This window comes from Sheuella amnicola (genome assembly GCF_010499255.1).
Lineage (GTDB): Bacteria > Pseudomonadota > Gammaproteobacteria > Burkholderiales > Burkholderiaceae_B > Zwartia > Zwartia amnicola.
Map to the genome: position 1 here is coordinate 70,781 of NZ_JAAGRN010000004.1, position 15,167 is coordinate 85,947.

Genomic DNA, 15,167 nt, shown 5'->3' on the forward strand with positions numbered 1-15,167 from the left:
TTTTATGAAGTTGTATTAGAAGTACCAGGGGAGAAAGAGATAAGGCGGACTACAGAGAAATTGAAGAGTCGTTTGAGTTTAACGCGTATTTGTTATTTCGCATTTTGTGGCGGAGCGGACGGGACTCGAACCCGCGACCCCCGGCGTGACAGGCCGGTATTCTAACCAACTGAACTACCGCTCCGCAGCGGTAAAACTCTTTACTGCTAAACACTGCCATGTGGCAATGCTTCAAAACCTGGCGTCCCCTAGGGGATTCGAACCCCTGTACTCACCGTGAAAGGGTGATGTCCTAGGCCTCTAGACGAAGGGGACAGGACGACTGCAACTTCACTTCGACTGGTGGAGGTAAGCGGGATCGAACCGCTGACCTCTTGCATGCCATGCAAGCGCTCTCCCAGCTGAGCTATACCCCCAAAAAACAAATTTCGTTTTTGGCACCCCGGTTACAGCCAGAAGTGTGTCTAGCGAAGAAGCAGAATTATGCACGTTTTTTTAAAGGCGCGCAAGTCGGAATTGCCTAAGCCGCAAATCCGGGGCAATCCGCCTGCAGGGGAGTAGGTCAGCAATCGTTCTTATGATGACGTATACAGTGCAGGTACAGCGCAATCACCAGAATGCCGAGACAAAGCAAAAGTATGGGTGCATTTCCTGTGCGCGTGAAAATAGTCAGGCCTTGTTGTCCTTGAATCGATACATCTAGTACGCCGGGACGGTATGAAGGAAGCACCGCAAGTGCGCGTCCCTTTTCGTCGATCGCTCCGGTGGTTCCGGTGTTGGTCGAGCGCAGCGTCGGGCGAGCCGTTTCCATCGATCTCATGCGCGCCATTTGCCAGTGTTGGCGAAGCGCAAACGAGTTTCCAAACCAACCAAGATTACTGAAGTTGGCAAGCACGCTTGCGCCATGTTCACCGCGCAACGCAGGCAGTAAATCTTCTCCGAAAATATCTTCATAGCAAATATTAGCTGCGATGCGTTGCCCTGCGATGTCGAAAAGAGGCTGATCGATTCGGCCTTGGGTAAAGTCGCCTAAAGGTATGGCCATTAAATCGACGAACCAGCGGAACCCCCAGGGGATGAATTCGCCAAAAGGAACAAGATGCTGTTTGTCATAACGGTGGGGTGTGTGCGCTTTCAATAAAGATTCGACCGAGGTGTCGGCATTCAGGCCGATGACGCTGTTTGTATAACTTCGGGTGGCAGGGTCGAAAATTGCCGTACCCATCAGAACCGTGCTGTGGTTGCGTGCGGCGAGTTGTCTCCACGCCTGCCACACGGTCGGAGAAATTTGATGTTGAAATAGTGCGAGCGCTGTTTCGGGAAGCAAAATGACTTCCGGTTCAGGTGCGCCAGGCGGGACTGGTGTTGCGGCAAGCTTTAAGTGTGTTTCGATATTGCTTGCCACTTGTTCTGAAGAAAACTTCAGGCCTTGATCGACATTGCCTTGAATCAAACGCGCAACAAGGGGAGGGCCATATGGCTGGGTCCACTGAATATGCGATAACGTCCATCCGATACTGATCAGGATGATTGCGATCAGGGCAGCGAGCGCACGCTGAGGTTGATGATGTGGCGAGAAGTGTGTTGCACCGACCAGGCCGGCAAGGGTTGCTGCCGTAAACGCCGAAACGAACGTCACGCCATGTAGTCCGATTACGGATGCCCAGCCTGAGGTGATGCTATCAACATGTGCGTAACCGGTGTTCAGCCAGGGAAAGCCTGTGAATAGGGTGCCTCGCAGCCATTCGGATAATGTCCAGATCGCCGCCCAGATTAAAGCCGCGAGTAAAGGTCCGGTCGAAGATGCGTGACCGTCGGACCAGGCTGCGAATCCGATTTTTCGGGTGAGCCATCCCGCCATGGCCGCAAACACCGCCAGATAAGCGCTCATCGCCAAGAGCGCGGTGATGGCCAAAGGCAATGGCATATGGCCATAGGTGTGCATGCTGATCGTCAGCCAGTACAGCCCCATCGAAAATTGTCCCAGCGCAAAGAAAAATGCGCATAGAGCTGCTGCATGCGCAGTGCCGGATAGCCAGATGCTTCGCACGAGCCAGGCCATCAAAACGATTTGCAATGGACTGATGATCCATGCCGGAAGCGGATCCGGGGCAAAGCATAATGCTTGAATCAGCCCACCAAAAAAAAGCATGACCGGCTGGCGCAAATCGATCAGTGCGGCACGCATGCGCACAGAATGAATACTGTCATCACTCACAGAAATGTGTCCGTGTGGAAAAACGTTCGGGCTTAACGTCCCTGGGTTTTCGTGTTGAATGCATTTGCAAGGTGGCGACGTCGAACACGCAACCAAAGTGCCCGACGGGCATCAGCCCTTAAAACCTCGACCTGCAAATCTTCGAATTTGACCGTGTCGCCACGTTTCGGGATACGCCCCAGTTCATGGGCGAGCCAGCCACCCACTGTGTCATACTCGCCTTCGGGCAAGCTGGTTTTGATCGTTTCGTTGAAGACTTCGATTTCGGTTGTCGCCATGACGCGCCACGCATGATTGCCATCGGCAAAAATCGTTTTTTCGCCTTCGATATCGTATTCGTCCTCGATCTCTCCAACAATTTGCTCAAGAACATCTTCCAGGGTCACCATTCCGGTGATGCCGCCATGCTCGTCAATGACGACTGCAATATGATTGCGATTACGGCGAAACTCCTGCAACAAAATATTCAGTCGCTTTGTTTCAGGAATGAATACGGCCGGTCGGACAAGTTCACGCAAGGTCAGATCGGGATTAATCATGTGACCGAGGAGATCCTTGGTCATCACGATACCGATAATGTTTTCCTTCGAACCTTCAAAGACCGGAAAGCGTGAATGCGCAGTTTCGATAATCTGGGGCAAGAGGGTTTCGATAGATTCGCTGGCGTCCAGCATGTCCATTCGCGCGCGTGGAACCATGACATCCATGGCAGTCTGCTCGGACATGGCAAGCGCGCCTTTGAGCATGGAATAGGCATCAGCGTCGATTAATTCGCGTTCGCGGGCCGCATCAAGAACGACCATGATGTCTTCGCGATCTTCGGGCTCTCGTCTTACCAGCGAGACCAGTCGATCAAGAAGGGAATGGCGAGGGCGGTTGGGATTGACCGACGGGGTTGTCGAGTCGGCAGCAGGGTAAGGATCAGACATTGTCCGGGGACAGAGTTTCGATGAATACTAGGATAACCCACTTCTTCAAGCGTAGGGGTCGCTTATTTTCATTTTGGCAAGCACATTTTTCTCGATCGCTTCCATTTGTTTGGCCTGATTTGCCTTGATGTGATCGTAACCAAGCGCGTGCAATGTGCCATGAATGGTTAAATGGGCTGCATGGTCGAGTACGGTTTTGCCTTGTTCGCGCGCTTCGCGAACAAGTACGGGCAGACATAAAACGATATCACCGGTCGCGCAGCCTTCAGGATCTACGCCGTATTCGAAAGTCAACACATTGGTCGCATAATCTTTTTGGCGATAGTCCGAGTTCATTTTTCGGCCTTCGCCCTGGCCAACCAGGCGCACGCCGAGGCTGACGCGATCGAACGTAATCAAGCCGTCTTCATGGGCAGCCTTGATGGCCGCATCCACCCAGCGACGAATACGCCAGCGAGGCAAGCGTGTGTCAGAGACACCATACTGGACCGAAAGAGATAAATCAGGCTTGGTCTTTGTCTGCTTGCTCATAAGCGTCCACAATGCGCGCCACAAGAGGGTGACGAACTACATCTTTGCTGGTGAATCTGGTCACCGCGATGCCTTTGACATCGTTAAGAATATTGACCGCATGCGCTAATCCGCTCTTTTGACCTTTAGGTAAATCAACTTGGGACGGGTCGCCAGTAATAACGGCTTTGCTGCCGAAACCAATTCGGGTCAAGAACATTTTCATCTGCTCCGGCGTCGTGTTTTGCGCTTCGTCCAGAATCACAAATGCGTGATTAAGGGTACGTCCGCGCATATAGGCCAGAGGCGCTATTTCGATCGTTTGTTTTTCGAATAGGCGTTGCACACGCTCGAAACCCATCAGATCGTAGAGTGCATCATAAAGCGGGCGAAGATAAGGGTCGACTTTCTGAGCCAGATCGCCTGGTAGAAATCCAAGCCGCTCACCAGCTTCGACAGCCGGGCGTGTCAGAATGAGACGTTGTACGGTATCGCGCTCCATGGCATCGATCGCGCAGGCAACGGCCAGCCATGTTTTACCGGTGCCCGCCGGACCGACACCGAAGGTGATGTCATGTTTCAGGATATTGTTCAGATAGTCGCGCTGTCGAGGTGTGCGCGGGCGCAGGTCGCTTCGACGTGTGCGCAGAGCGATTTGACCGCTTTCATCGTCAATTGGCGGAAACGCAGTCGGATCGAAGTTTTGAGGCGCCGGCGCATGGCTGCGACCAACGCCAACTTCAACAAGCCCTAGCTGAATATCATCGACCGACAATGGGCGTTGGCCCGCCAGTTCGTGAAAAGCGAACAGCATTTTGCTCGCAGCCTCAGCGTTGGTTCCGGTGAGGCTGAATCGGTTGCCTCGACGTGAAATTTCGATATCGAGACCATCTGCGATTTGTCTGAGATTTGCATCCAGCGGTCCACAAAGATTGGCGAGCTGCTGATTGTTGCCGTCCAGATTGATTTTCAGTGGAGCCGGTCTCGAACGAATGGATGTTTTTGCGGGCGAACGACTCATGCTGACACCTGGTCCTTCGAGGTGAGGGTGTCAGGCAAGGCGACCCTGGCTCGAAACGTGTTTGTCATGGCATCCGTGATCACTACATCGATCATTTGCCCGATCAGTCGTGGATGACCCGCAAAGTTGACGATCCGATTATTTTCCGTCCGGCCGCAAAGTTCTTCGGAGTTACGGGTGGAGACACCCTCGACCAGAATTCGTTGCGTGGTTCCGACCATGCTTTTTGCGATTGCGTAGGCTTGCTCGTTGATTCGCGCCTGAAGACGCTGCAGGCGTTCGAGCTTGACAGTTTGTGGTGTGTCATCCGTCAGGTCTGCGGCGGGGGTGCCGGGTCGGCGCGAATAAACGAATGAATAAGACGTATCGAAACCGATGTCGTCGATTAATTTCATTGTTTTTTCGAAGTCCTCTTCAGTTTCGCCTGGAAAACCGACGATGAAGTCGGACGACAGCGTCAATCCGGGGCGTGCGGCGCGCAATTTGCGAACGACCGACTTGAACTCGAGGGCGGTGTATCCGCGTTTCATGTTGGCAAGTACGCGATCGCTGCCTGCCTGGACGGGCAGGTGCAGAAACGAAACCAGTTTGGGAAGACGGGCATATGCATCGATCACACGCGCGGTCATTTCCTTAGGGTGCGAGGTGGTGTAGCGGATACGTTCAATCCCGGGAATTTCGTGAACGTATTCAAGCAAGGTAGCAAAGTCGGCGATATCGGACGAATCCGACATCTTGCCGCGATAGGCGTTAACGTTTTGTCCGAGCAGCGTGACCTCTTTGACTCCCTGATCGGCAAGATCAGCCACTTCAGTCAGGACATCTTCGAACGGTCTAGAGATTTCTTCGCCACGCGTGTAGGGGACCACGCAGAAACTGCAGTATTTGCTGCAACCCTCCATGATCGAAACGAAGGCGGTCGGGCCCTCGATTCGAGGTGGTGGCATGGCGTCGAATTTCTCGATTTCCGGAAAACTGATATCAACTTGAGAGCGACCCTCCGCTTTGCGACGGGCAATCAGTTCGGGCAGGCGGTGGAGAGTCTGGGGACCAAACACCACATCGACGTAAGGCGCACGATCCACGATAGCCGAGCCTTCCTGACTGGCGACGCAACCACCCACGCCGATCACCAGGTCGGGATTCAATTTTTTGAGATGCTTGATTCTGCCGAGATCGGAAAAAACTTTTTCCTGAGCCTTTTCACGTACCGAGCAAGTGTTGAACAGAATGACGTCGGCTTCTTCAGGTGTCTGGGTGACAATGGCTCCGCTTTCCTGTCCAAGCATATCCAGCATCTTGTCGGAGTCGTATTCATTCATCTGGCAGCCAAATGTGCGTATGAATACTTTTTTGGGTTGAGCGGGCGTGTTGTCGGAAACGACAGAGGTGTTTTTTTGCATGATGGCGCCGATGCGGGTGTTCATCCCGAGGGCTATAAAAGATAGAAGCCCTCATTTTAACAAACTGCAGACAGTAAAAAAAAGCCGCGACATAGTCGCGGCCTGCATGCGTTTGAGGATTAGAAAATTATTCCTCGTACACCTCTTCAAGTTCTTCCGGTTTTTTAATCGGTTTGATCAGGTCTTCACGCTTAACGCCTAGCCACATCGCAATCGCGGCAGCCACGAATACCGATGAGTAAATGCCAAACCAGATGCCGATTGTCAGTGCGAGCGCAAAATAATGCAAAGTCGGGCCACCGAAAATCAGCATTGCCATCACCATCATCTGTGTCGATCCGTGCGTGATAATCGTACGCGATATTGTCTGGGTGATTGCGCCGTTGATCACTTCCTGGACGCTGACATCGCGCTCTTTTCGGAAGTTTTCGCGGATCCGGTCCATGATCACGACCGACTCGTTGACGGAGTAGCCGAGCACGGCCAGCACGCCGGCCAGAACCGACAAGGAAAATTCCCAGCCAAAAAACGCGAAGAAGCCAAGAATGATGACCACGTCATGCAAGTTAGCTAGCACGCCCGCCACCGCAAATTTCCATTCGAATCGGATCGCCAGATAAACAACGATGCCGATCACGACAAAAAGCAATGCGAGCAGACCGTTTTCGACGAGCTCTTTACCGACCTGGGGGCCAACGAATTCGACGCGACGCAGTTCGACGGTGGCATCTGCGGCTTTAAGCGCGGACATGACCGTGTCACTTTGTTTCGCCGATGACTGACCTTCTGCCAAAGGCAAGCGGATCATGACATCGCGTGATGTTCCGAAGTTTTGCACCTGAAAGTCTTTGTAGCCGAGTCCGGATACCACCGAGCGTACTTGCTCAAGCGGTGCCGTCTGGCTGTAGTTGACTTCCATCACCGTGCCGCCGGTGAATTCGATCGACAGATGAAAGCCGCGGGTGACAATAAAGAAAACGGCTGCAACGAACGTCAGAAAACTGATGATGTTCAGAATCAGCGCGTGGCGCATGAACGGGATCGTGCGCCCGATACGGAAAAGTTCCATGATTAGCCTTTGGGTTTCCAGACCGTGCCAATTGAAATCGATTGGAGTTTTTTCTTGCGTCCGTACCAGAGATTGGCGAGGGCGCGTACTCCAACAACCGCCGAGAACATCGACGTCAAAATTCCCAGACAATGAACGACGGCAAACCCCCTGATCGCACCCGATCCGAAGGCGAGCAAGGCCACGCCGACGATCAGCGTCGTCAGGTTCGAGTCGAGAATCGTGCCCCATGCACGCTCAAATCCCAAAGCGATTGCTTGTTGCGGCGATTCGCCATTGCGAAGTTCTTCTCGAATCCGTTCGTTGATCAGAACGTTCGCATCAATCGCCATGCCCAGCGTCAGCGCGATAGCGGCAATGCCAGGTAGCGTAAGCGTCGCTTGCAACATGGACAAAACAGCCAGCAACAAAAGGACGTTGAGTGCCAGTCCGAGAGTCGAGAATACTCCGAACAAATGGTAATAGATCAACATGAAAATCGCGATGGCGATAAAGCCATATAGGGTCGAATTGAAACCCTTTGCGATGTTGTCTGCACCAAGGCTTGGTCCGATGGTTCGTTCTTCGATGATCTCCATCGGCGCGGCTAGCGATCCTGCACGCAACAGCAATGCAGTATCCGCAGCCTCTTCGGCGGTCATGCTTCCGGAGATTTGCACGTTGCCCCCGGGAATTTCACCTCGGATCACCGGTGCAGTGACGACTTCGCCCCGGCCCTTTTCGAACAGAAGGATAGCCATGCGCTTGTTGATGTTGTCGCGCGTGACATCGCGGAAAATACGTGCCCCTTTGGCATCCAGCGTCAGATGCACTGCGGGTTGCTGAGTTTGTGAATCCCGTCCGGCTTGCGCGTCCTGAAGGTTCTCTCCGGTCAGGACAACTTGTCGGCGAACCAGAATCGGTCTGCCGTCGCGATCTTGATAGCGCTCAAGCCCGAAAGGAACGGTACCTGCCGCAAGTGCGGTTGTGGCCGCGGGCGAATCATCCACCATGCGAATTTCAAGTGTCGCTGTACGCCCGAGAATGTCTTTCGCTTTGGCGACGTCTTGCACGCCGGGCAATTGGACAACGATCCGGTCCGAGCCTTGCTGTTGAATCACGGGTTCGGCTACGCCAAGCTCGTTGATCCTGTTATGCAGCGTGGTGATGTTTTGCTTTAACGCATTGGTTTGCACTGCAGTGATCGCAGCCGGGCTTAACGAGGCTACGATCTGAAGCTTGGCGCCGTCGGCGCGTTCAACCAGTTGCAGGTCGGCATTGCGTGTGCGGATTGCGGACAGGGCGCGATCCCGCAATGATTCGGAATTAAACGATGAAACGACAGTCATGCCGTTGCGTTCGATTCCGATGTTCTCTATTTTTTGATCCCTTAAAACGGACCTGATGTCGGTGACCAGAGAATCGTAGCGAGCGGTGAGCGCACCTTGCATGTCGACTTGTAGCAGGAAGTGAACGCCACCGCGCAAGTCCAGGCCCAGATACATCGGGTGCGCGCCGATTGCAGTCAGCCAGTCGGGAGAGGCGGGCAACAGGTTCAGGGCGACGGTATAGGCGGATTCAGCCGGATTAGGATTGAGTGCCTTCTCGATCAGGTCGCGAGCCTGGATTTGGACATCCGTGCTGTTAAAGCGCACCCGAACGGTACCGATTGGTCCGTTTTGCTCGAAAGAGGCCCCGGAATGGGGGATGTTGGCCTGGCGCAGGATGCCTTGCACGCGATCAAGCGTGGCGGCATCTATTTTCAGTGTTGCTTTGGCGCTTGATACTTGAACAGCAGGCGATTCGCCATACAGGTTCGGTAGCGTATAGAGCAGGCCGATCACAACAGCAACCAGCACCGTCAGGTATTTCCAAATGGGGTAGCGGTTCATTGCCGACGCAGTAGGTAAGAAATTAAAAGGCCCCGTCACAATGTGGCGGGGCGATGCCGGGACGGCTTAAAGCGCTTTGATCGTGCCTTTTGGCAGGACAGCCGAAACGGACGATTTCTGCATCATGATTTCGACCGGCTTGTCGGCCAGTTCCGCAACTTCGACGGTAACGTAGTTGTCGGCCACTTTGCTGATTTTGCCGAGCAAACCGCCGGCGCTGATGACCTCATCGCCTTTGGCTAAGCCTGCGAGCAGGGCTTTGTGTTCTTTCTGGCGCTTCATCTGGGGACGAATCATCAGGAAGTACACCACGACAAACATCAGAACCGGCAGGGCCAGATTCGACAGACCGCCGAGATCGGCGGCTTGGGCCAGCACAACGCCGGTCATTGCTTGAGCAGACATTAAGGTCTCCTTTAGAAAATTAGTTAAACGGACTATTGTACCGACTTGGAGGCGCGATCTCTTGTAAAGTTCGCACGCCAGGCGTCAAAAGTGCCGGAAGCGATCGCTTCGCGCATTTCGGCCATGATGGTCAGATAGAAATGCAGGTTGTGAATGGTGTTGAGTCTGGCGCCAGTGATTTCGTTTGCCCTTTGCAGATGATGCAGATAGGACAGGGAAAAGTTCTTGCAGGTATGGCAGTGACAGCTCGAGTCCAGGGGGCGGGTGTCATCGCGATATTTGGCATTGCGGATCTTGACGTCGCCAAACCGGGTAAATAGCCATCCATTGCGCGCGTTGCGTGTCGGCATGACGCAGTCGAACATATCGATGCCGCTTGCGACGCCCTGCACAAGGTCCTCGGGCGTGCCAACACCCATCAGGTAGCGCGGGGCTTCTTTGGGCAGTCTGGGAGCTACATGCGACAGGATTCGCAACATGTCCTCTTTCGGTTCGCCTACGGACAACCCTCCGATCGCATAGCCGTGAAATCCGATTTCCTTTAATCCTGCAAGCGATTCGTCGCGCAACGACTCGAACATGCCGCCCTGAACAATACCGAACAGCGCATTGGGGTTGCCCAGCGCATCGAAGGATTCGCGGGATCGTCGCGCCCATCTCAGGGACATGCGCATGGAACGTGCGGCTTCCTGTTCGGTCGCCGGACGGTCGTTGATCATGTATGGGGTGCACTCGTCGAACACCATCGCGATGTCCGAATTGAGCTCAGTTTGAATCCGCATGGATTCCTCTGGGGTTAAAAACAGCCGCGCACCATCTATGGGTGAAGCGAACTTGACGCCTTCCTCGGTGATTTTGCGCATTCCCTGCAGACTAAAGACCTGAAAGCCGCCCGAGTCGGTCAGCAAGGGTTTGTGCCATTGCATGAAACCGTGCAGTCCGCCATGTTTTGCGATGACTTCGGTTCCTGGGCGTAGCCAGAGGTGGAAAGTGTTGCCCAAAATAATTTGCGCGCCGACTTCGGTGAGTTCATGAGGCATCATGGCTTTGACGCTGCCATAGGTGCCAACAGGCATAAAGATGGGTGTTTCGACGACCCCGTGGTTCAGTGTCATGCGGCCGCGACGAGCCTGCCCGTCGGTTGCGAGGAGTTCGAATTCGAGGCCCGATTGCGGCGCCCCTGTGAGCGACTTGTCAATAACTGGTTGAGAGGTGGTCACAGTAAAGGATTCCGTTCGAGAAACATGGCATCGCCGTAACTGAAAAAGCGATAGCGTTGCTTAATTGCATGGCTGTAGGCCGCTTTCATTTGCTCCATGCCGATAAAGGCGGATACCAGCATGAGTAAAGTCGATTGGGGTAGATGAAAATTGGTCACCATGGCATCGACAACCTGATAGGCAAACCCGGGAGTAATGAACAGACGTGTGTCGCCGGAGTTCGCCAACAGCTGGTTGCGTGGATCCGGGATGTTGCGATCGGGGTGCGCAAGGGCATCCTCGCGTTGGGCCTTGGCGGCGGATTCAAGTGCACGCACGCTTGTGGTCCCCACGGCAATGATGCGTCCTCCTTCTGCACGCGTGCGGGCAATCGCTTGCGCCGTCGCGGCGGGGACGGTATAGCGCTCGGCATGCATGACGTGATCGGATAGTTTATCGACGCGAACCGGTTGGAAAGTGCCTGCTCCCACATGCAGAGTGACAAACGCCCGGGCAACACCCATGCGCGCGAATTTTTCCAGAATATTTTCGTCGAAATGCAGGCCTGCAGTCGGGGCGGCAACCGCCCCGGGCTCTCGTGCGTAAACAGTCTGATAGCGCAAGTCATCTAGGGCATCGGGTTGATGCGATATGTAAGGGGGCAAAGGGATCGAACCATATCGATCAAGAAGGTCCAGGATCGGACCATCGAACTTCAGTATAAAGAGATCATTATCCCGCCCCATTACGGTGACATCGATCGCATCGCTTAATCGCAAGCTTGTACCCGGTCCGGGCGATTTGCTCGCGCGAATGTGCGCAAGGGCTTCGTGTTCCGATGTGATGCGCTCGATCAGAACCTCGACCTGGCCTCCGCTTGCTTTGCGTCCGAACAGCCGCGCCTTGATGACGCGTGTGTCATTGAAGACAAGCAAATCTCCAGGCCGAACAAGGCTGGTGATTGCAGTGAAATCCAGATCGTTCAGTCGGCCTTCCGAGTCCAAATGAAGTAATCGGCTATCGGTACGGGCAGCCGCAGGCGCCTGCGCAATAAGCTCGGAGGGCAGGTTGTAATCGAAATCGGCAACGGTAAGGGATGAAGACACGGGTAAAAAATAAAATCGGCAACCCGTCATTTTAAGCCTGCCAACAGACTTTTTTTGTATGCTGTTAGCTTGGACAGGTAAATGGGTGTTTGAATGATCGCGAAACAAAGCAGAAAATTGGCCGATTGGGCCCGTCATGGCCTGATCACGCTGATGTGCATTATGCCGTTGGCTGCTCAGGCACAGTCGGGCTTGCCTGCTGAATTGGCCAGTGCATGGGCAAAGACCAAGCTGCCGGAGTCATCGCTTTCCGTTGTCGTTCAGGAAGTTGGCGGACCGCGGCTTTTTCAAGTGAGTCCCGAAATTCCACGCAATCCCGCATCGGTCATGAAGTTGGTGACGACCTATGCCGCGATTTCGCGGTTGGGGCCCAATTATGTCTGGAATACGGATTTCATGATCGGGTCGGACGCCCGGATCAATGATCAGGGCGTGTTGTCCGGACCCCTTTATTTGCGCGCCGGCGGTGACCCGGTTCTCATGGTGCAGGACCTGTGGCGCCTGATGCGCGATATGCGTTTACGCGGAATCCGTGAGATTTCCGATGTGGTGATCGACCGTTCGATTTTTGGCGATGTCGCCATCGACCCTGCACGCTTCGATGGCGCAGGAGACCGTCCTTACAACGCAAGTCCGGATGCATTCATGGTTGGTTTTGGAGCAATTCGACTGGTATTCATGCCGGATCCCGCCCGACGCCTGTGGAAGGCATTCGTCGATCCCGCGATTCCCGGCATCGAAATAGATGGAAATGTTGAATGGACCGACTCTAAATGCCCCGGATCGCCCGCGATTTCGACAGACTCGACTTTTGTCGATGGAATCATCCGTTTCCGCGTGAGCGGAAAAGCGGCCGGCTCTTGTGGTGAATTTGATATTTTTCGTCTCGGGTTTTCTCAGCAAGAATACGCTGCGCGGTTGTTGAAATCTATGTGGGAGGAAGTTGGCGGAAAAATGACCGGGCAAGTTCGATCCGGATTGGTGCCCGCCGGTGCTATTCCTGTAGCGTCACATCAGTCGCCACCCCTATCTGAAGTGATACGGTTGATCAATAAACGAAGCAATAATGTGATGACGCGAGTTTTATTGTTGACCCTTGGCGCTGAAGCGGGACGGCGTCCGGCAACGGTTCAGAGCAGCGTCGAGGTTGCCACCGGCGTTCTGGCTCGACAAGGACTGGATATGAAGGGGCTGGTTCTGGATAACGGGTCCGGCCTTTCGCGCGAAGGTGTTGTTTCAGCAGACAGCATGGCAAAAATGTTGCATACCGCCTGGATGTCGCCCGTTATGCCCGAGTATGTCTCGTCGCTGGCGATTCTGGGGATGGACGGAACTGCCCGCAACCGCCTGCGCGATCCTTCGACGCAGTCGCAGGCGCATGTCAAGACCGGTGCATTGCGCGACGTCAGATCGATTGCGGGTTATGTTTGGGGGGCGAGCGGAAAAAGGTATATCGTTGTAAGTATGGTCAATCATGAGCGTGCGCATGATGCCCGTGCGTTCGAGAATGCATTGATCACTTGGTTGACGACAAAGTGAGGCGCAAATGAAAAATCTGCAGCGGTTGGCCTTGATGTTGATGATGGCCTTGACTACGGGCGTCGCTCACGCCGAAGTCTGCAATGCCAGATTTTTTCACGATGGCGGGGAAATCGAAATCGGCGGCTCGGGGATACTGTCGCTGAACGCTCGCCTGGCGTTTAGCCAGGTTAAAAAAAATACTCCCGAGGTGTGTCAGGCGCATGTTCGCGGGTTTGCCAAGTACGCTTACATGGGGCTGCTCAACGGATCGAACAACCTGGATCATCTTATGAAGGTCAACGCCGGTAAATCGAGCTTCACTAAGCCCGGTTCGGGCAAGCAGGGCGAGGCAGGGCAGTTGGACTTGCGGCTGTTCAGTTTGTTCGGATACGGCGCACCGATTCAATCCGCCGGTCAACGTCTTCCGGCTCAATCGTTCAAGTTGGTGCTAGGAGACCCTGGACAGCCAACAACCCCTCTTACTGTCCGCATGAGCGAAAAAACCGTGGGTGCCCAACAGTCGATTCAAACAGCCTTGGGGCAACAGACTTGCTGGCCGGTTCGATATTCCCGCAATACCGATGCGACGATGGCCAATGTGCGCGGGTTGATGGTTGCAGTTCCCGCGATTCAGTCCAAGGTAGTCGACTGGTTTTGTCCGCAAGTTCGTTTGGTGATGAAGCAAGAGATCGATCAGGGCGGGCAGAAGGCTGTGATCGAAGTGAAGTCCGTGAAGTGAGCCGTTGAAACGATTATGGATTAGTCTGTTTCGGCGATGCCTGCTATTATGAATTTGTCCTTTTCCGGTTAGGAGCGATCATGAAACATCAGGAATCCATTGCAGACGAAGTTAAAGCCGTTCAGGAAAAGCTGATTTCAAGCGTTAAGGGCAGTCTGAATGATGCCGAGGCGTTGCTGCGCGAAGCTGCCGGCGCGACAGGAGATCGTGCCGACGAGTTGCGAGCCCAGGCGATGAAGTCATTGCGCCAGACACGGGAAGCGTTGAATGACGCTCAGGATGAGGCGTTGGCGCAAGGTCGGCGCGTTGCACGTGCCACGGACCATTATGTACATGACAATCCCTGGCAGGCCATCGGTGTGGCCGGTCTGGTTGGCCTGCTGCTGGGCGTGCTGTTGACCCGGCGCTGATCGCGATGGGACTGCGTCACACCATCGCGCAAGCCGCGGGCGACATCGTATCGATGTTGCGTACCCGGGTCGAATTATTCGGTGTCGAGTTCAACCTCGAAAAGTCGCGGCTGTTCAAATTGCTTGGGTTGGCCGCGACGGCATTTGTTTTCTTATTGCTGGCCGCTTTCGTCGCGACTTTTTTATTGATAGCAGTCTATTGGGATACGCCGCACAGATTGCTTGTGATCGGGTTAATCGCGGTGTTTTACGCGATGGTGGGTGCGACATTGATCGCGTTGATTATTCGCAGGCTGAATTCGGGTTCGGTGCCCTTTCAAGCGACCACACAGGAGCTCGCGCGGGATGTGAAGATGCTTTCCGGTTTTGCTCGTCACGATTCCTCAGGCAATGCGGATGATGATTCGAAATATCGGGACCGGTTATGAGTAACGGAAATCAGGTCGAATTCGACGCAGCGGTTCGCATAGAGGTTTTGCGCGCTCGCGCCGCGCTCGAGCGATTGACTCTTGCCGAGCGCGTCGAGCAGTTGAGTCAGGAGTCCAGTCCGTTGAATCTGCTGACAGGGCTTGTTGGTGGGCAGCGTCGCGGCTGGATGACCAAGGGCGTGAATTTTTTCGAAAAGTATCCGATGATTCTTGCAACACTCGCCACGCTGTTGGCGGGAAGTTCATCCGGCTGGGTTCGGGCCGGCGGAATAGCGCTTTCGACCATTCAGAGCGCGCTTGAGAAGCAGGATGGTAAATCCAGCCAATCCTTCTGATTG

General features: G+C 54.2%; 15 protein-coding genes and 3 tRNA genes. 5 read left to right on the top strand and 13 right to left on the bottom strand.

Annotated elements, in window-relative coordinates:
• Positions 1-107 precede the first annotated feature (107 nt).
• The 13 genes from G3I67_RS06870 to queA all read right to left on the bottom strand — a co-directional run bounded on the left by G3I67_RS06870 (position 108) and on the right by queA (position 11,731).
• Positions 108-184: transfer RNA gene (locus G3I67_RS06870), tRNA-Asp, on the bottom strand.
• A 55-nt stretch (positions 185-239) separates the two neighbouring features.
• Positions 240-315 (bottom strand) — tRNA-Glu (locus tag G3I67_RS06875).
• Between the two features lie 25 nt (positions 316-340).
• A tRNA-Ala gene (locus G3I67_RS06880) sits at positions 341-416 on the bottom strand.
• Positions 417-562: 146 nt separating this feature from the next.
• Positions 563-2,218 (bottom strand): apolipoprotein N-acyltransferase, encoded by a 1,656-nt coding sequence (gene lnt, locus G3I67_RS06885; RefSeq protein WP_311197056.1) that lies wholly within the window; start codon positions 2,216-2,218, stop codon positions 563-565.
• A 32-nt stretch (positions 2,219-2,250) separates the two neighbouring features.
• On the bottom strand, positions 2,251-3,147 hold the full coding sequence (locus G3I67_RS06890) for a CorC family transporter (RefSeq protein ID WP_163653229.1): 897 nt from the start codon (positions 3,145-3,147) through the stop codon (positions 2,251-2,253).
• Positions 3,148-3,192: 45 nt separating this feature from the next.
• Positions 3,193-3,678 carry an rRNA maturation RNase YbeY gene (gene ybeY / locus G3I67_RS06895; RefSeq protein WP_163653232.1) on the bottom strand — a complete coding sequence of 162 codons (486 nt, stop codon included), beginning with the start codon at positions 3,676-3,678 and terminating at the stop codon, positions 3,193-3,195.
• The gene (locus G3I67_RS06900) at positions 3,650-4,678 is read right to left on the bottom strand and encodes a PhoH family protein (protein WP_163653234.1); all 1,029 of its coding nucleotides are present in this window, start codon (positions 4,676-4,678) and stop codon (positions 3,650-3,652) included. The genes ybeY and G3I67_RS06900 overlap by 29 nt, the downstream gene beginning before the upstream one ends.
• Positions 4,675-6,081 carry a tRNA (N6-isopentenyl adenosine(37)-C2)-methylthiotransferase MiaB gene (gene miaB, locus G3I67_RS06905; RefSeq protein ID WP_163653237.1) on the bottom strand — a complete coding sequence of 469 codons (1,407 nt, stop codon included), beginning with the start codon at positions 6,079-6,081 and terminating at the stop codon, positions 4,675-4,677. Before miaB ends, G3I67_RS06900 begins: the two co-directional genes overlap by 4 nt.
• A gap of 127 nt (positions 6,082-6,208) precedes the next feature.
• The gene (gene secF / locus G3I67_RS06910) at positions 6,209-7,150 is read right to left on the bottom strand and encodes a protein translocase subunit SecF (protein WP_163653240.1); all 942 of its coding nucleotides are present in this window, start codon (positions 7,148-7,150) and stop codon (positions 6,209-6,211) included.
• Between the two features lie 2 nt (positions 7,151-7,152).
• Positions 7,153-9,021 carry a protein translocase subunit SecD gene (gene secD / locus G3I67_RS06915; protein ID WP_163653243.1) on the bottom strand — a complete coding sequence of 623 codons (1,869 nt, stop codon included), beginning with the start codon at positions 9,019-9,021 and terminating at the stop codon, positions 7,153-7,155.
• Between the two features lie 66 nt (positions 9,022-9,087).
• On the bottom strand, positions 9,088-9,426 hold the full coding sequence (gene yajC, locus G3I67_RS06920; RefSeq protein WP_163653245.1) for a preprotein translocase subunit YajC: 339 nt from the start codon (positions 9,424-9,426) through the stop codon (positions 9,088-9,090).
• Between the two features lie 32 nt (positions 9,427-9,458).
• Positions 9,459-10,646, bottom strand: a complete 1,188-nt coding sequence (tgt, locus tag G3I67_RS06925; protein ID WP_311197057.1) for a tRNA guanosine(34) transglycosylase Tgt — start codon at positions 10,644-10,646, stop codon at positions 9,459-9,461.
• Positions 10,643-11,731, bottom strand: coding sequence for a tRNA preQ1(34) S-adenosylmethionine ribosyltransferase-isomerase QueA (queA, locus tag G3I67_RS06930; RefSeq protein WP_311197058.1), 1,089 nt, complete (start codon positions 11,729-11,731; stop codon positions 10,643-10,645). The genes tgt and queA overlap by 4 nt, the downstream gene beginning before the upstream one ends.
• Before the next feature lie 93 nt (positions 11,732-11,824).
• On the opposite strand from queA, the gene dacB reads away from it, so the two are divergent.
• The 5 genes from dacB to G3I67_RS06955 all read left to right on the top strand — a co-directional run bounded on the left by dacB (position 11,825) and on the right by G3I67_RS06955 (position 15,164).
• Entirely contained in the window at positions 11,825-13,270 is a 1,446-nt protein-coding gene (gene dacB / locus G3I67_RS06935; RefSeq protein WP_163653251.1) for a D-alanyl-D-alanine carboxypeptidase/D-alanyl-D-alanine endopeptidase, read from the top strand.
• Positions 13,271-13,277: 7 nt separating this feature from the next.
• Positions 13,278-13,991 carry a hypothetical protein gene (locus G3I67_RS06940; protein ID WP_163653254.1) on the top strand — a complete coding sequence of 238 codons (714 nt, stop codon included), beginning with the start codon at positions 13,278-13,280 and terminating at the stop codon, positions 13,989-13,991.
• A gap of 80 nt (positions 13,992-14,071) precedes the next feature.
• Positions 14,072-14,401 (top strand): ElaB/YgaM/YqjD family protein, encoded by a 330-nt coding sequence (locus G3I67_RS06945; RefSeq protein ID WP_163653257.1) that lies wholly within the window; start codon positions 14,072-14,074, stop codon positions 14,399-14,401.
• 5 nt (positions 14,402-14,406) lie between these two features.
• Positions 14,407-14,829: a phage holin family protein gene (locus G3I67_RS06950; protein ID WP_163653260.1), complete on the top strand. Its 423-nt coding sequence runs from the start codon at positions 14,407-14,409 to the stop codon at positions 14,827-14,829.
• The gene (locus G3I67_RS06955) at positions 14,826-15,164 is read left to right on the top strand and encodes a hypothetical protein (RefSeq protein ID WP_163653262.1); all 339 of its coding nucleotides are present in this window, start codon (positions 14,826-14,828) and stop codon (positions 15,162-15,164) included. Before G3I67_RS06950 ends, G3I67_RS06955 begins: the two co-directional genes overlap by 4 nt.
• Positions 15,165-15,167: the final 3 nt, after the last annotated feature.